Origin of the sequence: Winogradskya consettensis, assembly GCF_018332715.1 — a bacterium.
Lineage (GTDB): Bacteria > Actinomycetota > Actinomycetes > Mycobacteriales > Micromonosporaceae > Actinoplanes > Actinoplanes consettensis.
In genome coordinates this window covers 1-21,915 of the sequence record NZ_BOQP01000087.1, presented here as the reverse complement: position 1 = coordinate 21,915, position 21,915 = coordinate 1, and the positions used below count along the sequence as shown (strand labels likewise).

Genomic DNA, 21,915 nt, shown 5'->3' with positions numbered 1-21,915 from the left:
TCACCGGGCCTCACTTCACCGGGCCTCACTTCACCGGGCCTCACCTCATCGGGCCTCACCTCGTTCGGCGACCTCACCCCGCCCGGTTCCGTCCCGCCCGGTTCCGTCCCGCCCGGTTCCGTCCCGCTCGGTCCTACGCCCGGCCTCTCGCACCCCGGCGGTGCACAACCCATGCCTTCTCACCCGGGGGCGTCACAGCCGGGGGCGTCGCAGCCTGGGCCGTCGCAGCCTGGACCGCTGCAGCCGGGACCGTCGCAGTCAGGGCCGTCGCAATGGGGGGCGTCCCAGTTCGGTGCGTCGCAGTCGGGCGCCTCGAACTACGACATCCCGCAGCCCGGCTCGTCCCAGTACGACGCCCCACAGACCGGAATGCCCAACCCCGGCCCGCAGTTCAGCACCCCACCCGACAACACCGGCCCGGCACAGGCCTTCACACCCACACCGGACTTCCCAGGCGCACCTACCTCCTCAGGCTTCGCGAACCGTCCCAGCGCACCTGCCCCCTCTGACTTCGCGAACCGTCCGGGCGGGTCTGCCCTCTCTGGCTTCGCGGACGGTCCCGCCGCGCCTGCCCCCTCGGGATTCGCGGACCATCCCGGCCCGCCGGACCTCGCGGGCCACCCCGGCAACCCGGCTGGCGCACCCGGTCAACCCGGCTCGGCCTATCCGGGCGCTGGGCATCCCCAGCCTTCGCAGGCTCCGAGCGCAGCGGCACCGCAGCCTCTCCACCAACAGTCCGCAACCCCGAGCCCAGCACCGGCTCCGCGCCCCACGAACATCGACCCACTCCTGCTCGGCCCCCCGCTGTTCACCCAGCAGAACCGCCCCCTCGACGCCCCGCGCTTCACCCCGTCAGCCCGCCCGCCCCAGGCCGCCCCGAACGGCAACCCCGCCCTCAGCCCCTTCACCACCCCGGACAACCTCGGCACACCCCACCCATCGCCCCTCGACAACACCCCAGGCACCGCGATCCCAGGCTCAGCCACCCCAGATTCAGCCATCCCCGGCTCGGCACCGTTCGGTTCCCCTGTTCCTGGCGCCGCTGTCCCCGGTTCCGCGATGCCGAACGGGACTTCGCCGGGCACCGGTGTTCCGGGCCTTGCTGCTCCGGATTTCACTGCCCCAGGCGCCGCTGTGCCCGGCAACAGCGCACCCGGCTTCGGCGCGATCGGTATTGGCGCACCCGGTATCGGCGCACCCGGTATTGGTGCGTCCCGTGACGGCACGCCGAGTGATGGTGCCGCCGTTCCCGGTCCTGTTGTCCCAGGCTCGGCTGTTCCGGGCCTCGCGGGTCTGACACCCGCCAACCTTGGTCAGCCGCCGGTCGGCCCCGGAAACGCGGGACAAGCCCACGCCGCAGCACCTCTCACAGGTCCCCATTTCACAACCCCACCGTCCGCCACACCTGGGCCCGCCGCCCCCGGCCTCACCGCCCCTCCCGGCCTCGCCGCACCCGGTCCGACGACACCTGGCTTCACCGCACCCGGTCCTGCCACCCCCGGATCTGCCACCCCCGGGCTCATCCCACCCGGATCTGCCGCACCTGGGCTCACGGCACCTCCCGGCCTGACAACACCTCCGGGCCTCACCGCACCTCCCGGGCTCGCTACTCCCGGGCTCGCTACTCCCGGGCTCGCTGCTCCTGGGTTCGCGGCGCAGCCACCTGCCGTACCCGGGTTTGCGACAGCCGGTCAGCCTTCTCAGGTACCGGCGGGCCCCGGATTCACCGACCCCGGTTCGCTCGGTTCCGGCCTTGCTGGCCAGGGCTCACCTGCCTCAGGCCTCACTGCCCCCGGTTCCGCTGCCTCAGGCGCCGCCGTCCCGGGCTCAACCCCACAAGGCATTGGTAGCTCAGGCCTCGCCGGTCCGGGATCTGCTGCCCCGTCCACCGCTGGTCCGGGTCCCGCAGGCCAGGGCCTAGCCGGTCAAGGGCAAGCCGGCCAGGGCGGCCCAGTCGGTCAAAGTCTTGGCGGGCAAGGACTTGCAGCTGCCGTGCCCGGCAGCGCCCCCGCTGCCGCAACTCCGTTGCAGTCCGCTCCCGGTGGCGGGCAGCAGCCGCCGAATCACACAGCCACGCCGGTGGAGAGTGCGTTTCTGCGGCCCGATCCCGGTGGTCGCAGGGGTGCGCAGAGCCGGGCGGGGGCGGGTCAGGCCGCCAAGCAGGGGGAGTGGGTTGATGTTGCTGCTCCGCAGGCGGGGCGGCCGCCGTTGGAGGTGCCTCAGGGCGGTGGTGTGATGCCGGGGGATCAGCAGGCGAGTGGGTTGGGGCAGGTTCAGCAAGGGGCGCGGCCCGGTCGTCCGCCGTTGGAGCCGCCGCAGATGGGGCAGCTCAGCCGGCCGCAGGCGGGGGACGGGGAGCCGTCCGGTCTGCAGAACACCGCAGCGTTGCAGAGTGGCCCTCTTCCGGGCCCGCAACCGAGCGGTCTCCAGCACCAGGACCAACACCAAGGCCAGCAAGGCGGCCAGGGCCAGCAGGGCCAGCAGGGCCAGCAGGGCCAGCAGGGCCAGCAAGGCCAGCAAGGCCACCAAGGCCAGCAGGCAGGCCCATCGCCAGCAGCCTGGCAGCAGGGCGGGGGCCAGCAGAGTGGGGTGTCGCAGCCGGGCTGGGCGCAGCAGGCCGGAGACGCCGAACCCTCAGGCCTCCCACCCCGGTCCGCGGGCGCACCCGCCGCGCCGGACAGCATCGTGCCGCCTGCCGAATGGTCGCCCGTCGGGCGGGAGGATGACGCCCCGAGTGGGCTTCCGCCGCGGCAGTGAACGACGGAAGGTCAGACGTCGTCGGCTTCCACGACGATGATGGCGCCGGCGGTTGATGGCGTCGAGGGTGATTTCCTGAGGCCGGCAGCAAGGGCGGGGCGGGGGCCAGCGAGGGCGGCTCGGAGCTGTTCGAACGGCAGGCCAATGTTGAGGACCATCAGATGGTGGTCGCCGGGGGCGACGTGGATGTGCCCGGAGGCGCTTCGACCCCGCCGACCGCGACGATGTCCCGGCGCCCCGGCATCAGGGCGTGCTTGCCGCCAGCTGGGTCCAGACGACCTTGCCGTCCGGTACGGGCAGCACGCCCCAGGCCTCGGTCAGCTCCCGGACGAGGTGCAGGCCGCGCCCGCCCGCCTCGGCGACGCCGGGATCCTTGGGCCGGGGCAGCAACCGGCTGCCGTCGCGCACGGTGAGGCAGACCAGCCCGTCGCGCAGGCCCAGCGTGAAGTCCATGGTGGTGTGGGCGTGCCGGACCACGTTGGCCACGAGTTCCGTGGCGACCAGGGCGGCGGTGGAGGCGACCTCGCGATGCTGCCAGCCGGTGCAGGTCTGGGTCACCAGTTGCCGGACCTGACGGCAGGCGTCGGGCACGGGACGCAGCCGTACGCGCACCCGCCGCGGTTCCGGCTCGTCACGCGCCCGGGCCAGGGCGTCGTCGCAGCTGAGCGCCGTGGTCACCGCGTCGCGGGCGGGCCACCCGGCGAGGGCCCGTGTCATGTCGGGCCCGGCGCCGCAGAGCACGATGGGCACGGGCGGCCACTGGGCGGGGCGGCACACGAGATCCTCGAGCATCGTCAGCGACGCGGCGTCGGGGACGTCCAGGGTGGCGACGTCGATGAGCAGCGATTCCGGCTGGGCCGAGAGGCTGCGGGCGACCGCCTGGGCCAGCGCCCCGCGGGTGAGGTCGTCGAGGACCCCGCTGACCCGCAGGACGGCCACGGGGAGGCTGCGTTCCGGCCGGCACATCAGCTGGCTGGACATTCGCCTCCCTTCACCCCCGTCATCGACGGGCCCGTCGTGCCGTACTCGTCGCGTCGTGCGTGACTGTTGCCCACCGGAGGCCCAGGACAAACGCGGATCGCGGTCCGGCTCAGACCAGGGCGGCCGCCGCGGACCGTACGCGTTCGTACAGCTCGAGATACGACGAGGCCATCACCGCGGGGGAGAAGCGACGGACGGCCTCCGCGCGGCACTCGCCGGGGTCGATCGCGGCGGCCGCGCGTACGAGCTCGCCCAGCTCGTCCTCGTCGCTCGTGAGCAGTCCGGTGCGGCCCTGGTCGATCAGCTCGGGCAGGCAGCCACGGGCGATGCCGACCACCGGTGTGCCCAGCGCGAGGGACTCGACCACCGCGGTGCCCCCGGGCTCGTTCCAGCGCAGGGGGAACAGTGCGGCACTCGCGCCCGCTACGAGGTCGTCGCGGTCCTGGCCGGTCACGGTGCCGATCCAGCGCACCCGGTCCCCGTCGACGTGCGGTGCGACCTGCTCGCGCCAGAACCGCACGTCCGGGTTCTGCGGGTCGGCGTCCGCGAGCTGCGCGGCCTGGTGGTACGGCCCGACGGGCCCGGCGAGCACGAGGTCGAACCCGGCGCTGTGGGCGAGCCGGGCGGCGAGGTCCTGGCCCTTGCCCGGCGTGATCCGGCCGAGCACGACCACGCGCCCGTGCTTCTCGACGGTGCGCTGGGGCGCCGCGGCGAGCGGGGTGGCGAGGTGCACGTGCCCGACGGAGTGCGCGCGCAGGGCGGCGGGCGCGTGGCTGAGCTGGTCGGCGGAGACACCGTTGACGTAGACCCGGCCCCGGCCGTCGAAGGTGCCGTACAGGTCGGGGTGTTTCTGCAGGTCCCAGTGCAAGGTCTGCAGACCGGGCGGAGAGTACGGTCCCAGCGCCGCCAATGTCGCCAGCCCGGCGGCCTCCACGTGGTCGTGGACCAGATCGATGTCACCCTGCGCGATACGGCGTACCACCGCGTTCTGGTGTGCCGGGACCACACCGCAGACCTGGTTGTACGGCCGTTGCAGCGCGGCGAACTGCCCGGTGGGGTAGAGCGAGATCCGCTCGTCGGCGGCCAGGGTGCTGTCGCCGACGCTGGCGAGCACCACCTGCACCCCGAGCCGGCGCAGCTCGGGGATCAGGGTCGCCACGATGTTCTCGATGCCGCCGTAGCCGAGCGGCGGGACCGGCAGCCAAGGCCCGGCGTTGATCAGGACCTTCATGCGGCGCGCAGGGCGAGGCTGGCGAGCGGCGGGCGCTCGGTGACGGCGGTGTCGGTCATGACGATCTCCCGGTCGAGGTGCGGCAGCGCGGCGTCGCCGCCGCGGCGGAACTGGGTGAGCAGCGTCGACGGGGGCAGCGCGGACGTCACCAGGCCGCGGCGGTGCAGCCGGGACCAGGCGGTGACGATGATCTGCGCCGACATCCGGCCGAGCGCCTCGGTGCCCTGGTGACGGTGGTAGCGCTCGCCGAGGTCGACCTGGGCGAGCGCGTCGAGGCCGACGAGGTCGAGCAGGTCGATGAGCATCGCGATCTCGACGCCGTACCCGGAGACGAACGGGATGCGTTCGAGGGTGGAGCGGCGTCCGGCGTACTCACCGGCGAGGGGCTGCACGACCCCGGCGAGCTCCGGCCAGAACAGGTTGATCAGCGGGCGGGCGGCGAGCTCGGTGACCCGGCCGCCGCCGTCGGCCTCGACGCCGCCCGCGCTGACCAGCGGCCGGTGGTAGAAGCCCTTGACGAACTCCACCGTCGGGTCGCTCAGCAGCGGGCCGAGCAGGCCGGTCACGAACGTCGAGGAGAACTCCCGCAGGTCGCCGTCGACGAAGGCCACGACATCGCCGGTGCTCGCGGCGAGACCGGCCCAGAGCGCGTCGCCCTTGCCCTCCATGCGCGGCAGCCCGCGGGTCACGTCGTCCTGATGCACCACGCGGGCGCCGGCCGCGCGCGCGACGGCGGCGGTGGCGTCGGTGGACCGCGAGTCGACCACGACGACCTCGTCCACGAGCGGCACCCGCCGGCTCGCGAGGTCACGCAGGATGGTGGCCACGATCGGGCCGACCGTGGCCTCCTCGTTGCGGGCGGGGATGACCACGCTGACGCGGGTCGCTCCCTTCGCCTTCGCCAGGTCGCGGCCCGTCCACTGGGCGGCGTTGGCGGTGCGGTACGTGGTCCAGGCCTCTACCACTGGTGACGCGGTGGTCTCATGCATCGGCGAATCCCCCTGGTCCCGAACACGAATGGAGATCGCGGAATCCCCCCGCGGGGACTGGATCAACCGTCCTGGCAGGTAACGGCTAGCTGTGAACCCGGGGCCGCGTGTTTCGACGGGGGTCTTGCGGAGAAGTCCTGCGCCGTTACTCACGCATCGACGACAGGAGAGCCGGATGACGGCGACACGGGTAGGACTCATCGGCGCCGGAGGGGTGGCACAACGCCATGCCCGGGTGCTCTCGGCCCTGCCGGGTGTGCAGGTCGCAGGCGTCACGGACGTGGTGCCGGAGGCGGCCCGGCGCTTCGCGGACGAGTTCGGCATCGCGGCGCTTCCCGACGCGGAGGCATTGCTCGGGGAGGGCCTCGACGCGGTCTACGTCTGCGTGCCCCCGTTTGCCCACGGGCCCGCCGAACGAGCCGTGATCGACGCCGGGCTTCCACTATTTGTGGAAAAGCCTATATCGCTCAATCTGGATACGGCGGCAGAGATCGCCGAGCTGATTGCGGAGCGTGAGATTATTACTGCGGTGGGTCATCACTGGCGATACCTGCCCATTGTGGAGGAAGCCCGGCGTCTGCTCGACGGCCGGCCGATCCGGCTCGTCAGCGGGACGTGGCTCGACAAGGTGCCCCCGGTCGCGTGGTGGGCGCGCCGGGACCGTTCCGGCGGCCCGGTCGTGGAACAGGCCGCGCATGTCCTCGATCTCGCCCGGCATCTGGCGGGTGAGGTGAGCGAGGTCGTCGCGTTCGGCAACGGCACCCCGCCGGACGCCGAGGGCGCGGACGTGGACGGCGCCACCGCGGCGACGCTGCGCTTCGCGAGCGGCGCGGTCGGCACTCTCGCGGCGACCTGCGTCCTGGGCTGGAAGGAAAGGGCCGGTCTCGAGGTGTACGCCGACGGCCTCGCACTCGCGATCACCGAGACCGGGATGACCGTGCGTGACGCCGACGGCGTACGGCAGGTGGAGAGCGACCCCGAGGTGGCCCGCGTCGCCGTCGACCGCGCGTTCATCGACGCCGTACGCAAGGAGGGCGACGACATCCGCGTCCCGTACGCCGAAGCCCTGCGTACCCACACCCTCGCGCTCGCCGTGGCCGGGTCGGCGGCCGCGCATGCGTGACCGCAACCTGGTCGTCACGGCCCCCGGCAAGCTGGAGATCGTCGAGGAGGAGGTGACGCCCGGCCCGTTCCGGGTCCGCACCCTCTACTCGGGCATCTCGGCCGGGACCGAGCTGACGTACGTCAAGGGCACCAACCCGGCCCTGCACGCGAGCCTCGACCCGGAGCTCGGGCTGTTCCAGGACCGCCCGGCCGAGGCGTGGCCCGTCACGAGGCTCGGCTACATGGAGGTCGGCCAGGTCGAGGAGACCGGCAAGGTCGTGGCGATGACGTACGGGCACCGCACCGGCTGGACCGGTGACCCGCTGCGTGACCGGGTCGTCGAGCTGCCCGCCGACCTCGACCCGATCCTCGGCATCTACGCCGCGCACATGGGCCCGATCTGCGCCAACGGGCTGCTGCACGCCGCCGCCGACGTGCACGGCACCTCCGTCCGCGGCCTCGGTGACGGCGTGGCCGGGCGGCGGGTCGCGGTGACCGGTGCCGGCGTTGTCGGGCTGCTCACCGCGTTGTTCGCCAAGGTGCACGGCGCGGCCTCGGTGGTGGTGCTCGACCCGACCCCCGAACGCCGTGCCGCAGCCGAGGCGCTGGGGCTCGAGACACTGGACCCCGAAGCGGCCGACGACCCGGCGGTCGTGCTCAAGACCGCCTGGCGCCACCACGCCGGTGACCGGGGCGCGGACGTCGTCTTCCAGTGCCGCGGGCAGGCTTCGGCGTTGCACCTGGCGCTGCGCCTGCTGCGGCCGCAGGGCACCGTCATCGACCTCGCGTTCTATCCCGGCGGCGCGGACGCGGTGCGGCTCGGGGAGGAGTTCCATCACAACGGGCTCGGCGTGCGGTGCGCCCAGATCGGGCGCGTGCCGCGGGGGCTGGCGCCGGTGTGGGACCGGGAACGGTTGTCGGCGGAGACGATCGCGCTGCTCCGGGCGTACGGAAAAGAGATCCTGGAGCATGTGATCTCCGCAGTGGTGCCATTCGACGAGGCGCCGGAGCTGCTGACGGATCTGGCCGAGCGCCGCAGGCAGGAGCTGCAGGCCGTCATCAGCTTCTGAGCGTGGCTACGCTCGTCCTATGCGCGAGCTGTGGCCCTATCTGAGAAAGCACCGCGGCGTGCTCGTCGTCGTCGCGGTGCTCTCCGTCCTCAGCGCGGGCGCCGCGCTCGTGCAACCGGTCCTGGTCCGCACGGTGCTCGACGCGATCACCGCGAAACGCCCGGTCGGGTCGCCGGTGTCGCTGCTGGTCGTGCTGCTGCTGACCGGCGCGGCACTCGGCGGCGTCCGCGACTACCTGCTGCAGCGCACGGCCGAGGGGCTGGTGCTGACCACGCGGCGCCGGCTGGCCGGGCACCTGCTGCACCTGCCGATCGCGGAGTACGACGCGCGGCGCACCGGCGACCTGCTGTCCCGGGTGGGTGCCGACACGACCCTGCTGCGCGCGGTCGTGACCTCCGGACTGTTCGAGATGGTCGCCGGGGTCGTCATGGTGATCGGCGCGGTGATCGCGATGGCGGTGCTCGACCCGCTGCTGCTGGCGGTCGCGCTGGGCGGGCTCGCCGTCGGGCTCGGCGTGGCGGTCACGGTCTCCCGCCGGGTCCGGGGCCTCTCCACGCAGGCCCAGGCGCGGCTCGGCGAGATGACCAGCGCGGTCGAGCGGTCGCTGAGTGCCGCGCGCACGATCCGGGCCAGCGGCGCCGAGGAGCGGGAGGCCGAGACGGTCGGACGCAGTGCCACCGAGGCGTACGAGGCCGGCATGCGCGTCGCCCGGCTCGAGGCGATCGTCGGGCCGGCGTCCACCGCGGCGACCCAGGGCGCGTTCCTGCTGGTCCTGGGCGTGGGCGGGGCCCGGGTGGCATCCGGCGCGATCAGCGTCGGCGATCTCGTGGCGTTCATCCTCTTCCTGTTCTTCCTGGTCATGCCGTTGGGGCAGGCGCTCAACGCGTACACCCGGCTGCAGACCGGGTTGGGTGCGCTGCAGCGCATCGAGGAAGTCTTGAAGATCCCGACCGAGAGTGAGTCGGATATTTCGGATTTGCCCCGAGAGTCCGACGACGCGGCTCCAGCCGTCGAGTTCGAGAACGTCTCGTTCCGCTACGCGCAGGGCGAGCCGATCCTGCACGACGTCTCGTTCGCCGTCCCCCGCAACGCCCGGGTGGCCCTGGTCGGGCCGTCCGGAGCGGGAAAATCCACCACTCTCGCCCTGATCGAGCGCTTCTACGAGGTCACCGACGGATCGGTACGCGTGAACGGCGCTGACATCCGCGGATTGCCCCGTGACGCTCTGCGACGGCAACTCGGTTACGTCGAGCAAGAGGCCCCGGTTCTGGCCGGCACGCTGCGTGACAACCTCCTGCTGACCGCGCCCGGGGCCGACGACGCCACGCTGTTGCGCGCCCTGGACGACGTCAACCTCGGCGTGCTGGTGACGCGTACCCCGGAAGGGCTCGATGTGCAGGTCGGCGAGGGTGGCGTGCTGCTCTCCGGCGGCGAGCGCCAGCGCCTCGCCATCGCCCGCACACTGCTCGCGGACACCCCGATCCTGCTGCTCGACGAGCCCACCAGCAACCTCGACGCCCGCAACGAGGCAGCGCTGCGTGACGCCATCGCGACGGCAGCGCGCAGACGCACGCTGATCATCGTCGCGCACCGCCTGTCCACGGTGGTGGACAGCGACCTGATCGTGGTCCTGGAGGAGGGCCGCGTGGTGGCCACCGGCACCCACACGGAACTCCTCGACCGAAGTCCCTTATATCGGGAACTCGCCGCACATCAACTGCTGGTGTCCTGAGCTACCTCCAAGGAAAGTGAAGTACCGTACAGCGCCATGGGTGTGTCTCAGCGGCTGAAGAGCCGGTTCCGTAAGTTTCTGCAGCGTCCGGGTACCACCGTCGATCTCGGTCCGCTGGAGAAGCGGCTGCCGGCCGTCGAGGCCCGCGAGGAGGCCCTCCAGGAGCTCGACGACGAGGCGCTGACCGCCGCGGCCGGCGAGGCGAAGACGTTCGAGGAGATCTGCGCGGTCGGCCGCGAGGCTGCCAGGCGCGCTCTCGAGCAGCGCCCGTACGACGTGCAGCTGCTCGGCGCGATGGCGCTGCTCTCCGGCAAGGTCGCCGAGATGGCCACCGGTGAGGGCAAGACGCTCACCGCGACCGTCGCGGCGTACGGCCACGTGCGGCTCGGCAACGGCCCGGTCCACGTGCTGACCGTCAACGACTACCTCGCCCGCCGCGACGCGACCTGGATGGAGCCGGTCTACAAGCTCCTCGGCCTGACCGTCGGCTGGGTCACCGAGGCGTCGACGCCGCAGGAGCGCCGCGAGGCGTATGCCGCGGACGTCACCTACGTCTCGGTCAGCGAGGCCGGCTTCGACTACCTGCGCGACCAGCTCGTCACCGACGTCGAGGACCGGGTGCAGCGCGCGCTGGCCACCGCGATCGTCGACGAGGCCGACTCGATCCTGATCGACGAGGCCCGGGTGCCGATGGTGCTCGCCGGCAACGTCGTGGGCGAGAGCGACCCGGTGCACAACGCCGCCGACCTGGTCCGCGCGCTGCGCCCCGGCAAGGACTTCGAGGTCGCCGATGACGGCCGCAGCGTCGCCTTCACCGACGCGGGCCTCAAGGCCCTCGAGGAGAAGATGGACCTCGACCTGTATTCCGACGAGCACGTCGCCGAGCTGTCGGCCGTGAACGTCGCGCTGCACGCCGAGGCCCTGCTGCGCCGCGACGTCGACTACATCGTGCGGGACGGCTCGGTCGAGCTGATCGACGAGATGCGCGGCCGGGTCGCCCAGCGCCGCCGCTGGCCCGACGGGCTGCAGGCCGCCGTCGAGGCCAAGGAGGGGCTGCGCGCCACCGCCGAGGGCGAGGTGCTCGACACGATCACCGTGCAGGCGTACATCGCGCTCTACAAGACCGTCTGCGGCATGACGGCGACCGCCGTGCACGTCGGTGAGCAGCTCCGCGAGTACTTCAAGCTCGAGGTCGCGGTCATCCCGTCGAACACGCCCAACATCCGCGAGGACGAGCCCGACCGCATCTACTCGGCGCACGACATGCGCGACGAGGCGCTGGTCGAGGAGATCAAGATCGCGCACGAGAAGGGCCGCCCGGTCCTCATCGGCACCCTCGACGTGAAGGCCTCCGAGCTGCTGGCCAAGCAGCTCGCCGCCGCCGGCGTCCCGTCCGTGGTGCTGAACGCGAAGAACGACGACGAGGAAGCCACCATCATCGCGGAGGCGGGCGCGCTCGGCGCGGTCACCGTCTCCACCCAGATGGCCGGCCGCGGCGTCGACATCCGCCTCGGCGGCAGCGACGAGAAGGACCGCGACGCCGTCGTCGAGCTCGGCGGGCTGTTCGTCATCGGCAGCGGCCGGCACGACAGCCGTCGCGTCGACGACCAGCTGCGCGGCCGCGCGGGCCGCCAGGGCGACCCCGGTGGCTCGGTCTTCTTCGTCAGCCTCGAGGACAACCTCGTCACCCGGCACGCCGGCGACATCCTGCCGTCGTCACCGCGGATGGACATGGACGGCGTCGTTCACGACGACCAGGTCGACTACGCGGTCGAGCACGCCCAGCGCGTCGCCGAGGGCGTCAACCACGAGATCCACCGCAACACCTGGCGCTACAGCGTCGTGATCGAGCAGCAGCGGATCGCCCTCGCCGAGCGCCGCGAGCGGCTGCTGACCTCCGAGGTCGCCACGATCATGCTGCTGGAGAGGTCGCCGGAGAAGGCGAAGGAGACCGACGAGGACGTGCTCTCCGACGCGGCCCGCGCCATCGCGCTCTACCACCTCGACCGGCTCTGGGTCGACCACCTGGCCGAGCTCTCCGAGGTCCGCGAGGGTGTGCACCTGCGCGCGCTGGGCAAGCTCGACCCGCTCGACGAGTTCCACCGGGCCGCGGTCCCCGCGTTCCAGAAGGTCTTCACCGAGATCGAGAGCCGCACCATCGCGACGTTCGAGGAGGTCGACCTCACCGACGGCTGGGAGCCCGACCGCGCCGACCTGGTGCGCCCGAGCGCCACGTGGACCTACCTGGTGCACGACAACCCGTTCGGCTCCGAGCTCGACCGCCTCATCGCCGCCGTCGGCCGCCGCCTCACCTCCGGTGCCGAGTAGGAGCAACCGGCAGTGGTTCCAAGATTCGGATAGGTAGGCACCCCGGAACAGCAAGCAGGCACGGGTCCATCAATCTTTGAAGACCCGTGCCTGCTCTGCCCTCAACGCTGCGCTGGTCCACGGACCCGGCCACAGAACGCGTCGCCACGGACGCCTGCTGAGGTTCGTCGTGCAGAATCCCGCCGTGCTCCGAGTGCACCGCCACGAGAAGATGAATCGCCGTCAGTCCCGCGCGTGGTGTTCGGCGAGCACGTCCTCGCCGAACTCCCCGAGCGGGCGGCGCAGCACGCTGTGCGCGTGGTTGCCGTCGGCCGAGGTCTGGTCGAACTCGATCACCAGGTCGTCCGCCTGCACGCGGTAGTAGTGCCGGGTCCCCGGCTGGGGCGGACCCTCCCATGCGAAGTGGACCTCGGTGCCTGCCGGGTCCAGTGCCGCCGCCAGCTCATCGGACAACCGGCCGAGGTAGAGCGACATCAGCTGGTCGAGCAATGCCCGTTCACCGGGCCGCAGCGCCGAGCGGGCCACCCCGGCCGGTTCGATCCGGCTGCTGACCGGGTGGGTCGCGCTCCTGATGTCGTACGGAGCCACGTCGGACACCACCGCAAGCTCCCGGTTGCGGGGCGACAGCGCGGTCAGCAGCTCCCGCCCGAGGTCCTCCTCGACGCCCAGCGGCCGCAGCACCGCCCGCCCGAGCACGTCCACGCGGGCGGGATTGGCACCGAGGAACAGCGGCGCGGGGGAGACCTGCCCGTCGACCACCGTCATGCTCACCGACAGGTGGTGCCCCTCGAAGCGCCACGCCCACGCGTCGTCGCCGGGCGTCCCGAAGATCACCAGCCAGTAGTCCCCGCTGTGCCGCCCGCGCCGGAACTCCTCCCGGCGGTCCAGCACCTCCTCGAGCGCGATCACGGCCATCGCCTGGGCGAAGGCGTGCTCGCTGAGCGCGGCGCCGAGCAGCTGGAACGCGGCCTTGCGCTCCGGCGACCCCAGTGCGGCCAGCTCGACGCCGGGCCGCCCCGTGATCGGCGTGTAGTCGATGAAGCGCCGTGCCCGGTCGCTCAGGGCCGCCCCGGCCCCGGGGTGACGGGCCAGCACCACGCGGGCGGCCCGGGTCATCTCCTCGGCGATCACCGGCATCTCACTCGCCGTCCGTGGCGGGCAGCAGGCTCAGCATCTCGGGCAGGTCGAAGAAGACCGCGGTCTCGCGGGCGCTGGGACTGCCGTCGTCCGGGCTCGCGTCGGCCTTCAGCAGCGCCGTCACCGATTCGGCGTTCTTGCGGAAGACGGCGGCGGCGAGGGCGGTCTGGCCCCGGTCGTTGACGCGTCCCGGGTCGGCGCCGTGCGCCAGCAACGCCGCCACGGTCCCCGGGTGATTGTGGTAGGCCGCGAGGATCAGCAGCGTGTCACCCTTGTCGTTGGTGAGGTTCGCGGGCAGACCCTGCGCCACCTGCGCGGCCAGCTCCTCCTCGCCGCCCGTGCGCGCGAGGTCGAACATCCGGTGCGCGAAGTCGATGGTTTCCGCATCCCATTCCTCGGCCATACCGGCCACCCTACGGTGTTAATCTTCGCGCCACATTCCGTGGAGGGGGTACAACGGTGACCGACGGGGTCTACGCCGGGCGGGCCGGTGCGGACGGCGCGCGCAACCAGGGATGGCTGCTCGGCCATTTCATGCCCAAGGGCGAGCTGTTGCACAGCGACGAGGTCGAGGTCAAGTGGGGCGTCCATCCGCCCGGTGACCGGCGGGCCGCCTGGGCCACGCACGAGACGCGTACGGCGTTGCTGGTGCTCATCACCGGCACGTTCCGGATCGAGCTGCGCGACCGGACCGTGCTGCTGCGCGAGCCGGGTGACTATGTGGTCTGGGGGCCCGGTCAGGACCACTCCTGGCAGGCCGGTGACCAGGAGACCGTCGTGCTCACGGTGCGCTGGCCGTCGGTGCCGGGATGGCGTCTGCAGCCACCGGCCGGCGAGGACGAATCCGGTGCGATGGAAACGGACGGCATCCATTGGGCGACGTGACGGTAATCGCATTCCTGAGATCCCGCCAAAACAAATGCATCGTCGCTAATGGAACGCGTATCCCACAGTGTGGATGCCACCTTGACCCACCGGGAGTTTTCCCGGAAATATCGATCGCGGTTTAAGCGTGCATTAATTGGTTCCATTTTTTGACGGGGAGGCACCATGGCGGTCACGGCCCTGCCGGGACGTCACGGACGACATCCGGCAGGCACTGCCCAGAATTCTTCGAGCGGTTCATCGGGGGGCGCCCTGGTCGCCACAATTCGCAAGCCGGCGATTTCGGGGCCGGCCACGGCGCTGACCGTGACGCTGAACATCCCGCTGACTGGTGAGGCGCTGCCGCCGCAGGCCCGGCGCCTGCTCGACGCGATCAGCGACCTGGTCGAGGCGGGCGAGGGCGCGCTCTCGGTCGACGACCCCCCGCGCGAGGCGGTCGAGCCGATCCCGGTGGCCGTTCCCGAACCCACCGGGATCGAGGTGCGGCTGCTCGCCGCGTCGCGCCGGGTGCTGATCGGCGCCGAGTTCCTCCCGCTGACCCGCCTGGAGTTCGACCTGCTGCAGTTCCTCGCCGCCCATCCGCGCCGGGTCTTCAGCCGCACCCAGCTGCTCACGGCGGTCTGGGGTTACGAGCACACCGGCGAGCGCACGGTCGACGTCCACGTGCGCCGGCTGCGGGTCAAGATGGGCACGGTCCCGCTGATCACCACCGTCTACGGCGTCGGCTACCGCCTCGACGACGACGCCCGCATCGTGGTCCAGGCCGACGCCTGACGCCTCACCCGCGCGGACCGCGCGGGGCTGACTAGGCTTCCCCGGTGCAGGTGCGACCGCTTTCCCTCGAGAATCTGACCGGAGAGCTCGCCGACCGGGTCGTCAGGGACTGGCCCGACGGCCGGGTGCGGGTCGCGATCGACGGGGCTGACGCCGCCGATCCGGGTGCCCTCGCCGATGCCCTGGTGACCACGCTGCGGGTGCTCGGGCGACCGGCGGTGCGGATCACGGCCGGTGACTTCCTGCGGCCGGCGTCGGTGCGGCTCGAGTTCGGGCGGACGAACCCGGACTCGTACTACGCGGGCTGGCTGGACGAGCCGGGCCTGCGCCGCGAGGTCCTCGACCCGGCCGGCCCGGGCGGCAGCGGCCGGATCGTGCCCAGGTTGTGGGACGCGGCGATCGACCGGGCGGCCCGCGAGCCGTACGCCGAGCTCGCTCCGAACGCCGTGGTGATCGTCGACGGGCCCCTGCTGCTCGGCGCTGGGCTGCCCTTCGACCTGACCGTCCATCTGGAACTCTCCGCGGGTGCGCTGGCCCGCCGCACCGAGCCCGCCCGGCACTGGACCCTGCCCGCGCTGGCTCGCTACGACGACGAGGTGGCCCCGTCCGCATTCGCCGACGTCGTGGTCCGGCTGGACGACCCGCGGCACCCCGCCGTGGTGCTCCGGCGTGAGTGAATCACCACTCACACGGCTGTGACCTGCGACTCGAAAGCATATTTGCGCAGTCCGTGGCGGTAACGAGCACTGACAGTTATGCTGCGGTTACTTTTTTGCGGGGCTCCCGTTTGGGAACCCCGGCGGTGGGTATCAGGCGGCTCCTCGGTGCGACACGGGGGCCGGCTCGGGGGAGTCCACCGGCAGGGGCAGAGGGAAGGGCAGGGGGAGCACATGCTCGTCAACAGCGCGGTCATCACGGGTAAGGGTGCCGACACCGCCAAGGGTCGCTCGACCGACGAGGTCGGGCAGATCCGGGTGCTGCTGCAGGCCCGTTTCGACGACCTGAACGCCGAGTACGAAGAAGCAGTTGCCGAGAACCATCGGCTCAGGCTGGTCGAGATCGGCGACGCCGCCGGTGACGACCAGGCGGACAGCGGTTCCAAGACCGCCGAGCGCGACGCTGCGACGTCGCTGCTACGGACCCTGCTCGACCGGCGTACGCAGGCGGAGATCGCCATGCAGCGCCTCGAGGAAGGGTCCTACGGCAACTGCGAGAACTGCTCCAACCCGATTCCGGTGGAGCGGCTCGAGGTGTTCCCTTCGGCGACCACCTGTGTCCACTGCAAGGCCAACCGCGAACGCCGCGCGGGCTGACGCGGAGCGTCCCGGTCCGCCGTCCCCCACCGTGGGGGCGGCGGACCGCCGCTACCTTCGGCAGTGGAGCCGAGGTCAGGCCATTTCGATTTTCTCGCGAACAATTATCACGCCCGGCGTAACGCCTCCATGTTGATCGGATAACCGGCTCAAAGCTCGTCCCACGGGACCTCTTCCCAGGTCTCGCCGAGGATTTTCGCGAGCCGGTGATCGACAAGGGGCACCTCGTCGATGCTGGCGACGTCCTGAATGCCGATCGAATTGATCGTCGCGGCTCCGGCGAATGTGGTCAGCTCCGCGGCGTCGACCGGACGCAGCGTCCACGGCGTGCCGTTCATCGACATCGCGATCTGCAACAACACCATGGTCACGCCGCGCAGCATCGGCGCCGACGGCCACACCACCTGCTCGCCGTCCCAGAGCACGAGGTTCCACGCCGTGCCCTCGCTGACCCTGCCGTCCGGCTCCACGAACACCCGGTCGTCGAACCCGGCCAGCTGCGCCTCGCGGAAGTGGTGGTTCAGCATGAACGTGCCACGATGCTTGTGCTCGGGAAGATCACGCGAATAGGCGACGCTCTGGATCCGCAACGGTGGCCCGGCGTTCCCGGGTAGTGGGTCGGAGACCGAGACCAGTATGTCCGGCGGCGACTTCATCTCCGGGCCCGGCACCAGCGTCACCCGCACCGAGGCGTCCCGCACCGGGCCGAGCGCGTGCCGGATCAGCCCCAGCAGGTGATGCTCCTCGGCGACGCCGATGCGATAGCCGAACAGCTCCTCGCCGCCGTCGGCCAGCCGGGCCAGGTGCAGGGCGAGACCCCGGACCCGCCCGTCGCGCACCTGGAAGCTGGTGAAGTGGCCGTAGTTCAGCGTGACCAGCCGATGCAGCCCGGCCACATCCGGCGCCCGCCCGTTCAGTTCAACGTTCAGCACTCCGACCACCCTACGGTGTGCCTGAGACATCCATCCCGCGGCGACGCGCGAGCAGGGCCATGGTCGTGGCATCTGTCACTGCCGCGCCGCCGGGATCGTTGTTGAAGTACACATACGTGGGTACGCCCGTGAGCCGATCGAGCCAGCTCGTCAGCGCGGTACGCCCGTAGTGCGGCCACGGCTGCGCCCGTCCCTCGTGCAGCCGCAGGTAGCGGGCTCGGCCGGCTCGTGCAGCCGCTTCACGTGGGTCAGATAGCGGCTCATCTTCACGGCGAAGCGGAAGTCGTCCGGGGTGCGGTCGCGCCAGCTCTCGAACGTGGCCTTCTCCGGCAGCCGGTAGAACGCGTTGTTGACCTCGACGGTGGCGAACGACTCCGCGAAGCGTTCCAGCCAGAGCCGCTGCGGCAACTTCGGCGCGTACAGCCTGCCCTCGCCGCGCCAGTCCTTGTACTGCCAGCCTGAGGTGCCGATCACCAGCATGATCGCAGGCTTCCCGATTAGGGGGCGGCGAAACGGGTATCCGGGGATCTCCACCGACGAAGGAGACAAGCATGCGACTCAGTGACGACGACATCACCGGCGGCAGCGGCGTTTCGGGCGAGGGCGTGGCCGACGGCGGCGCGAACCCGGGCGGTCACGACGGTGGCGCGGACGGCAGTGCCGAGGGTCCCGCCGACGGTGGCGCTAACCCGGCCGGTCACGACGGCGGTGCCGACGGCGCTGCGTCGGGCGAGGGCCCGGCCGACGGCGGTGCCAACGCGGGCGGTCACGACGGTGGCGCGGACGGCAGTGCCGAGGGTCCCGCCGACGGTGGCGCGAACCCGGCCGGTCACGACGGCGGCGCCGACGGCACGGCTTCCTGACAGCGATGACTTCCGCTGAACTGCACGGGCCGGACGGTGGCTCTCACCGTCCGGCCCTGGGCCGGGCCGTGGCCGTCGACCCCGCGAAGTTCGCCGAGGCTTACTGGGGCAAGCAGGCGCTGCTGACCCGCGCCGACGAGCTGGCCGGCCCGGACGGGTTCCGTGACCTGCTCAGCCCCGAGGCCGTCGACGAGCTGCTCAGCGAGCGCGGGCTGCGGACCCCCTTCCTGCGCGTCGCCGACAAGGGCCGGGTGTTGCCCACCTCGGCCTTCACCGGTGGTGGCGGGGCCGGTGCGGAGATCGCCGACCAGGTCATCGATGACAAGGTCATGAAGTTGTACGCCGACGGAGCGACCCTCGTCCTACAGGGCCTGCACCGCATCTGGCCACCCCTGATCGAGTACTCCCGCCGGCTCGCCGCCGAGCTGCGCCAGCCGCTGCAGGTCAACGCGTATCTGACCCCGGCCGGCAACAAGGGCTTCGCGACCCACTACGACACCCACGACGTGTTCGTGCTCCAGGTCGACGGCACGAAACGCTGGCGCATCCACGAGCCCGTCCTGCCCGAGCCGCTCGAACGCCAGGCATGGGGCGGCCGCGCCGACGAGGTGGGCGCGACCGCCGAGGGCCCAGCGGCGCTCGACGTGGTCCTCTCCCCGGGTGACGCCCTCTATCTGCCCCGCGGCTGGCTGCACTCGGCCGAGGCGCAGGGGGAGCGGTCGCTGCACCTGACCTTCGGTGTGCGCGCGCTGACCCGCTACGCCGTGGTCGAGGAACTGCTCGCCCTCGCGGCGACCGACCAGCGATTGCGGGCCACCCTTCCGTACGCGCTGGATGTCGCCGACCCGGACCAGATCGCCCCGGAGCTCACCGAGACGGTTGCCGCCCTGCGCGACTGGCTGCTCACCGCCGACCCCGCCGAGGTCGCCGAGCGGCTGCGTTCCCGGGCCTGGCCGTCCCAGCGCCCCGAGCCGGTCAAGCCCCTCGCGCAGCTCGCGTTCGCCGACGCCCTGACGCCCGCCGACAAGGTGACGCTGCGGCACGGTCTGCACTGGCGGATCACCCCGGGCGGCGACGACAGCGTGGTGCTGCGGATGCCGGCGGGAACGCTGCGCTTCCCCGCGTACTGTGAAAACGCTCTTCGGTCCGTCCTGGACGGAACCGCCTGGCGGGTGGGCGACCTGCCCGGTCTCGACGACGATCCGGACCGGCTGGTGCTCACCCGGCGTCTGCTGCGCGAGGCCGTTCTGGTCCCGGCCCTTTCATAGGTACGCCCGGAGCGCACCGAACGCTCGATCGAGGTCCTCCCGCACCGAGGGGAGGACCTTGCGCATCAGCACGAACGCATGGATCACGCCGGCGGCCTCCAGGAAGGTCACCGGCACCCCGGCACCGATGAGGGCCTGCGCATAGGCGCGGCCCTCGTCGCGTACCGGATCAAGCCCCGCCGTCAGCACCACACCCGGCGGCATCCCGGCCAGCTCGCCCCGCACCGGCGACGATCGCAGATCCTCGGGATCGGGCCGCAGATGCCGCCGGTACCAGGCCCGCCCGGCCCCGGTCAGCAGATACCCCTCAGCGAACTCCGCCCGCGACGGGTACGCCGTGTCCGTCTCGTCGGTCGCGGGATAGATCGCCAGGTGCGCGAGGACCGGCACCGCCGCCGGCTCGTCCCGCAGCGCCATCGCCGTGGCGATCGCCAGCGTGCCTCCCGCACTGTCCCCGCCGAGCACCAGCCCGTCGACCTCGAACCCCAGCTCAGCGGGCCCGCTCGCCACCCACCGCGCCATCGCCTGAGCATCGTCGTGCGCGGCGGGGAACGGCGCCTCGGGAGCGAGCCGGTAGTCCACCAGCACCACGGGCAGCCCGAGCCCGCGCGCCACGTCGGCAGCGAACGCCTGATGCGTCTCGATGCCCCCGGTAACAAACCCGCCACCGTGGAACCAGACCACGACCGGCCCGGCCGCTGTTACTTCCGCCGCCCCGGCCGCTGTTACCTCCGCGGCTTCGGCCGCCGCCACCTCGCGTGGGTCGTACAGCCGCGCGGGGACCGGTCCGTTGAGGTCGCGCACGACCGGCGTCGGCACGTAGGGCAGATCCGCGGGCCCCGCCGAGGCGATCAACCCGGCCCGGGCGGCTGCGACCTCCTGCGTCTCGATGCCGGGCGAGCCTTCCAGATAGCCGAGCACCACCCGTACGTCATCCCTGATCTCCTGCATGGCAACTCCCTCATGTCAGTGGCTGACATGAGCCTAACCCACCCGATGTCAGTGGCTGACGTTAGACTGATCACCATGACCCGCTGGGAACCCGACGCCCGCCGCCGCCTGCAGGAAGCGGCCCTGGACCTCTTCACCACCCACGGGTACGCCGAGACGACCGCAACGGCCATCGCCGCGCGCGCCGGCCTGACCGAGCGAACCTTCTTCCGCCATTTCCCCGACAAGCGCGACGTCCTCTTCGGCGCCGACACCCGCCTCCGCGACACCCTCACCGAAGCGGTCACGGCAGCCCCCGCCGGCTCCCCACCCCACGCTGCCCTGGCAGCCGGCCTCACCGCCCTGGCCGAGCTCCTCCAGCCCCTGCGCGACACCCAGCTCCGCCGCGCGGCGATCATCGCCACCCACCCCGACCTGCGCGAACGCGAGCTGGCCAAACTCACCACCTGGGCCGCCGCCCTGACCGCCGCCCTGACCGCCCGCGGCCTCCCCGTCGCTCAGGCCGAGACCGCCGCCGAGGTGGCAGCCACGGTCTTCCGAGTCGCCTTCACCCGCTGGACCGATCCCGGGGAAAGCCGCACCCTCCCCACCCTGATCCACCACACCCTCACGGAAGCCGCGGCTGCCACAATGCCCGCGTGATCATCCCGGGGTATCTCGACGGCTCCTCCGCGCCGCTGGCCGACGGAGCCGACCTGATGGCTGACGCGGCGTTCTGGCCCGCGTTCCTTGCCTTCGCCGGTGGTTCTTCCGCAGCTCTGACCACGTTCGACGGCGACCGCGCCGACCTCGGCGAACTCCTCGACGCCCTCGAGGACCCCGCACGCTGGCCGGTGTTCCCGCTGCGCCTCGGAGAGCATCGCCTCCACGTCGTCATGCGCAACATGGACGGCGACTACGGCTGCGACTACCTCCTGGAACCCGCCGGCGGCGACCGGTCGATCCCGATCGCCGCGCTGGAAGGCTGCTTCCGCGGCCCCGGCCTCTCCTGGCCCGAACTGATCACCGCCGCGGCCCACCCGGACGACACCCTCACCCGATCGGAGCGGCTCCTCCTCCTGCTCCCCGCCTGCGGCGACACCGCCACCCCGGCCTCCGCCACCCGCACGGTGTCCCAGGCACTCACCCAGGTCGGCATCCGGACCGGCCAAAGCCCGATCGCCACCGAACTCCTCAACCACCCCGGCCACTGGCCGCGAGCCGACTGGATCATCGCCGACGGAGTCCGCGTCTGTCTCGGCACATACTCCTACCGTCGCGCCGGCAAACTCTCCACAGCGGACCTCACCCTCACCGCATCAGCCTTCGACGTTCCCGGCGACCGGCGGTAGCCCGCCTCAGAGCGGCGGCCGGCATCGTCACGATCCGTCACCCCAGCCGGAACGTATGTGTCTTGCGCTGAACAACAATTGCCGCACGCTTGACAGCTGGGCCATGAATAATTGCGGCGTTGAGGGCTTGAGTGCAATATTCGACGGGGTTTCCGCCCCCGTCGAACCGTTGGCCTCTGGCTCTTCCAAAGGGGAACACGGGGCGTTACCGCGCCGAAGATCGGGACGTCGCAGATCGATCCATGGTTCCGTCAGCCGTCAGCCGTCAG

23 protein-coding genes are annotated in these 21,915 nt (G+C 71.7%); 12 read left to right on the top strand and 11 right to left on the bottom strand.

The features are described from left to right. Positions 1-1,917: 1,917 nt before the first annotated feature. From Aco04nite_RS48170 to Aco04nite_RS48150, 5 genes are all read right to left on the bottom strand, one after another. On the bottom strand, positions 1,918-2,526 hold the full coding sequence (locus tag Aco04nite_RS48170) for a hypothetical protein (RefSeq protein WP_213003872.1): 609 nt from the start codon (positions 2,524-2,526) through the stop codon (positions 1,918-1,920). A 242-nt stretch (positions 2,527-2,768) separates the two neighbouring features. Continuing rightward, positions 2,769-2,915: a hypothetical protein gene (locus Aco04nite_RS48165; protein ID WP_213003871.1), complete on the bottom strand. Its 147-nt coding sequence runs from the start codon at positions 2,913-2,915 to the stop codon at positions 2,769-2,771. Between the two features lie 85 nt (positions 2,916-3,000). Further along, positions 3,001-3,738, bottom strand: a complete 738-nt coding sequence (locus Aco04nite_RS48160) for an ATP-binding protein (RefSeq protein ID WP_213003870.1) — start codon at positions 3,736-3,738, stop codon at positions 3,001-3,003. Between the two features lie 109 nt (positions 3,739-3,847). Beyond that, positions 3,848-4,969: a glycosyltransferase gene (locus tag Aco04nite_RS48155; protein WP_213003869.1), complete on the bottom strand. Its 1,122-nt coding sequence runs from the start codon at positions 4,967-4,969 to the stop codon at positions 3,848-3,850. After that, complete coding sequence (locus Aco04nite_RS48150) at positions 4,966-5,958, bottom strand: glucosyl-3-phosphoglycerate synthase (RefSeq protein WP_213003868.1); 993 nt, start codon at positions 5,956-5,958, stop codon at positions 4,966-4,968. The genes Aco04nite_RS48155 and Aco04nite_RS48150 overlap by 4 nt, the downstream gene beginning before the upstream one ends. Positions 5,959-6,133: 175 nt before the next feature. On the opposite strand from Aco04nite_RS48150, the gene Aco04nite_RS48145 reads away from it, so the two are divergent. The 4 genes from Aco04nite_RS48145 to secA2 are packed head-to-tail and all read left to right on the top strand — an operon-like array spanning position 6,134 to position 12,192. After that, positions 6,134-7,081 carry a Gfo/Idh/MocA family protein gene (locus Aco04nite_RS48145; protein WP_213003867.1) on the top strand — a complete coding sequence of 316 codons (948 nt, stop codon included), beginning with the start codon at positions 6,134-6,136 and terminating at the stop codon, positions 7,079-7,081. Continuing rightward, the gene (locus tag Aco04nite_RS48140; protein WP_213003866.1) at positions 7,074-8,132 is read left to right on the top strand and encodes a zinc-dependent alcohol dehydrogenase; all 1,059 of its coding nucleotides are present in this window, start codon (positions 7,074-7,076) and stop codon (positions 8,130-8,132) included. Before Aco04nite_RS48145 ends, Aco04nite_RS48140 begins: the two co-directional genes overlap by 8 nt. A gap of 19 nt (positions 8,133-8,151) precedes the next feature. Continuing rightward, entirely contained in the window at positions 8,152-9,864 is a 1,713-nt protein-coding gene (locus Aco04nite_RS48135) for an ABC transporter ATP-binding protein (protein ID WP_213003865.1), read from the top strand. Positions 9,865-9,900: 36 nt separating this feature from the next. Beyond that, a complete protein-coding gene (gene secA2, locus Aco04nite_RS48130; RefSeq protein WP_213003864.1) occupies positions 9,901-12,192 on the top strand; it encodes an accessory Sec system translocase SecA2 in 2,292 nt (763 codons plus the stop codon). Positions 12,193-12,414: 222 nt separating this feature from the next. Here secA2 and Aco04nite_RS48125 read toward each other — a convergent pair whose 3' ends face one another. Together Aco04nite_RS48125 and Aco04nite_RS48120 are read right to left on the bottom strand one after the other, a co-directional pair. Beyond that, the gene (locus Aco04nite_RS48125; RefSeq protein ID WP_438875014.1) at positions 12,415-13,323 is read right to left on the bottom strand and encodes a DUF3500 domain-containing protein; all 909 of its coding nucleotides are present in this window, start codon (positions 13,321-13,323) and stop codon (positions 12,415-12,417) included. A gap of 7 nt (positions 13,324-13,330) precedes the next feature. Beyond that, positions 13,331-13,732: an ankyrin repeat domain-containing protein gene (locus Aco04nite_RS48120; protein WP_213003862.1), complete on the bottom strand. Its 402-nt coding sequence runs from the start codon at positions 13,730-13,732 to the stop codon at positions 13,331-13,333. A 56-nt stretch (positions 13,733-13,788) separates the two neighbouring features. Between Aco04nite_RS48120 and Aco04nite_RS48115 the strand changes: the two genes are divergently transcribed. From Aco04nite_RS48115 to Aco04nite_RS48100, 4 genes are all read left to right on the top strand, one after another. Next, positions 13,789-14,214 carry a cupin domain-containing protein gene (locus tag Aco04nite_RS48115; RefSeq protein WP_213003861.1) on the top strand — a complete coding sequence of 142 codons (426 nt, stop codon included), beginning with the start codon at positions 13,789-13,791 and terminating at the stop codon, positions 14,212-14,214. Between the two features lie 165 nt (positions 14,215-14,379). Beyond that, positions 14,380-14,988, top strand: a complete 609-nt coding sequence (locus Aco04nite_RS48110; protein WP_213003860.1) for a winged helix-turn-helix domain-containing protein — start codon at positions 14,380-14,382, stop codon at positions 14,986-14,988. Positions 14,989-15,032: 44 nt separating this feature from the next. Further along, the gene (locus tag Aco04nite_RS48105) at positions 15,033-15,665 is read left to right on the top strand and encodes a nucleoside/nucleotide kinase family protein (RefSeq protein ID WP_213003859.1); all 633 of its coding nucleotides are present in this window, start codon (positions 15,033-15,035) and stop codon (positions 15,663-15,665) included. A gap of 213 nt (positions 15,666-15,878) precedes the next feature. Continuing rightward, positions 15,879-16,301 (top strand): TraR/DksA family transcriptional regulator, encoded by a 423-nt coding sequence (locus Aco04nite_RS48100; RefSeq protein ID WP_213003858.1) that lies wholly within the window; start codon positions 15,879-15,881, stop codon positions 16,299-16,301. A gap of 149 nt (positions 16,302-16,450) precedes the next feature. Here the strand turns inward: Aco04nite_RS48100 and Aco04nite_RS48095 are convergent, their stop codons facing one another. The 3 genes from Aco04nite_RS48095 to Aco04nite_RS48090 are packed head-to-tail and all read right to left on the bottom strand — an operon-like array spanning position 16,451 to position 17,713. Then, the gene (locus tag Aco04nite_RS48095; RefSeq protein ID WP_213003857.1) at positions 16,451-17,233 is read right to left on the bottom strand and encodes an aminotransferase class IV; all 783 of its coding nucleotides are present in this window, start codon (positions 17,231-17,233) and stop codon (positions 16,451-16,453) included. A 10-nt stretch (positions 17,234-17,243) separates the two neighbouring features. Beyond that, positions 17,244-17,435, bottom strand: coding sequence for a DUF72 domain-containing protein (locus Aco04nite_RS49465; protein WP_244876846.1), 192 nt, complete (start codon positions 17,433-17,435; stop codon positions 17,244-17,246). Next, on the bottom strand, positions 17,384-17,713 hold the full coding sequence (locus Aco04nite_RS48090; RefSeq protein WP_244876844.1) for a DUF72 domain-containing protein: 330 nt from the start codon (positions 17,711-17,713) through the stop codon (positions 17,384-17,386). The genes Aco04nite_RS49465 and Aco04nite_RS48090 overlap by 52 nt, the downstream gene beginning before the upstream one ends. A 71-nt stretch (positions 17,714-17,784) precedes the next feature. Here Aco04nite_RS48090 and Aco04nite_RS48085 point away from each other — a divergent pair, with 71 nt between their 5' ends. Next, positions 17,785-18,096 (top strand): hypothetical protein, encoded by a 312-nt coding sequence (locus Aco04nite_RS48085; RefSeq protein ID WP_213003856.1) that lies wholly within the window; start codon positions 17,785-17,787, stop codon positions 18,094-18,096. A 5-nt stretch (positions 18,097-18,101) separates the two neighbouring features. Continuing rightward, the gene (locus tag Aco04nite_RS48080) at positions 18,102-19,364 is read left to right on the top strand and encodes a cupin domain-containing protein (protein WP_213003855.1); all 1,263 of its coding nucleotides are present in this window, start codon (positions 18,102-18,104) and stop codon (positions 19,362-19,364) included. On the opposite strand, the gene Aco04nite_RS48075 is transcribed toward Aco04nite_RS48080, so the two are convergent. Continuing rightward, positions 19,359-20,315, bottom strand: a complete 957-nt coding sequence (locus Aco04nite_RS48075; RefSeq protein WP_213003854.1) for an alpha/beta hydrolase — start codon at positions 20,313-20,315, stop codon at positions 19,359-19,361. The two genes, Aco04nite_RS48080 and Aco04nite_RS48075, sit on opposite strands and share 6 nt — an antisense overlap. Before the next feature lie 75 nt (positions 20,316-20,390). Here Aco04nite_RS48075 and Aco04nite_RS48070 point away from each other — a divergent pair, with 75 nt between their 5' ends. Both Aco04nite_RS48070 and Aco04nite_RS48065 read left to right on the top strand, forming a co-directional pair. Then, complete coding sequence (locus Aco04nite_RS48070) at positions 20,391-20,957, top strand: TetR/AcrR family transcriptional regulator (RefSeq protein WP_213003853.1); 567 nt, start codon at positions 20,391-20,393, stop codon at positions 20,955-20,957. Continuing rightward, complete coding sequence (locus Aco04nite_RS48065; protein WP_213003852.1) at positions 20,954-21,646, top strand: hypothetical protein; 693 nt, start codon at positions 20,954-20,956, stop codon at positions 21,644-21,646. Before Aco04nite_RS48070 ends, Aco04nite_RS48065 begins: the two co-directional genes overlap by 4 nt. Positions 21,647-21,915: the final 269 nt, after the last annotated feature.

Bases quoted from the DNA above. Each gene is read 5' to 3' on its own strand.
- Aco04nite_RS48165 (WP_213003871.1), bottom strand. From the start codon at position 2,915: ATGGTCCTCAACATTGGCCTGCCGTTCGAACAGCTCCGAGCCGCCCTC.
- Aco04nite_RS48160 (WP_213003870.1), bottom strand. From the start codon at position 3,738: ATGTCCAGCCAGCTGATGTGCCGGCCGGAACGCAGCCTCCCCGTGGCC.
- Aco04nite_RS48155 (WP_213003869.1), bottom strand. From the start codon at position 4,969: ATGAAGGTCCTGATCAACGCCGGGCCTTGGCTGCCGGTCCCGCCGCTC.
- Aco04nite_RS48150 (WP_213003868.1), bottom strand. From the start codon at position 5,958: ATGCATGAGACCACCGCGTCACCAGTGGTAGAGGCCTGGACCACGTAC.
- Aco04nite_RS48145 (WP_213003867.1), top strand. From the start codon at position 6,134: ATGACGGCGACACGGGTAGGACTCATCGGCGCCGGAGGGGTGGCACAA.
- Aco04nite_RS48140 (WP_213003866.1), top strand. From the start codon at position 7,074: ATGCGTGACCGCAACCTGGTCGTCACGGCCCCCGGCAAGCTGGAGATC.
- Aco04nite_RS48135 (WP_213003865.1), top strand. From the start codon at position 8,152: ATGCGCGAGCTGTGGCCCTATCTGAGAAAGCACCGCGGCGTGCTCGTC.
- secA2 (WP_213003864.1), top strand. From the start codon at position 9,901: ATGGGTGTGTCTCAGCGGCTGAAGAGCCGGTTCCGTAAGTTTCTGCAG.
- Aco04nite_RS48120 (WP_213003862.1), bottom strand. From the start codon at position 13,732: ATGGCCGAGGAATGGGATGCGGAAACCATCGACTTCGCGCACCGGATG.
- Aco04nite_RS48110 (WP_213003860.1), top strand. From the start codon at position 14,380: ATGGCGGTCACGGCCCTGCCGGGACGTCACGGACGACATCCGGCAGGC.
- Aco04nite_RS48100 (WP_213003858.1), top strand. From the start codon at position 15,879: ATGCTCGTCAACAGCGCGGTCATCACGGGTAAGGGTGCCGACACCGCC.
- Aco04nite_RS48090 (WP_244876844.1), bottom strand. From the start codon at position 17,713: ATGCTGGTGATCGGCACCTCAGGCTGGCAGTACAAGGACTGGCGCGGC.
- Aco04nite_RS48085 (WP_213003856.1), top strand. From the start codon at position 17,785: ATGCGACTCAGTGACGACGACATCACCGGCGGCAGCGGCGTTTCGGGC.
- Aco04nite_RS48080 (WP_213003855.1), top strand. From the start codon at position 18,102: ATGACTTCCGCTGAACTGCACGGGCCGGACGGTGGCTCTCACCGTCCG.
- Aco04nite_RS48075 (WP_213003854.1), bottom strand. From the start codon at position 20,315: ATGCAGGAGATCAGGGATGACGTACGGGTGGTGCTCGGCTATCTGGAA.
- Aco04nite_RS48070 (WP_213003853.1), top strand. From the start codon at position 20,391: ATGACCCGCTGGGAACCCGACGCCCGCCGCCGCCTGCAGGAAGCGGCC.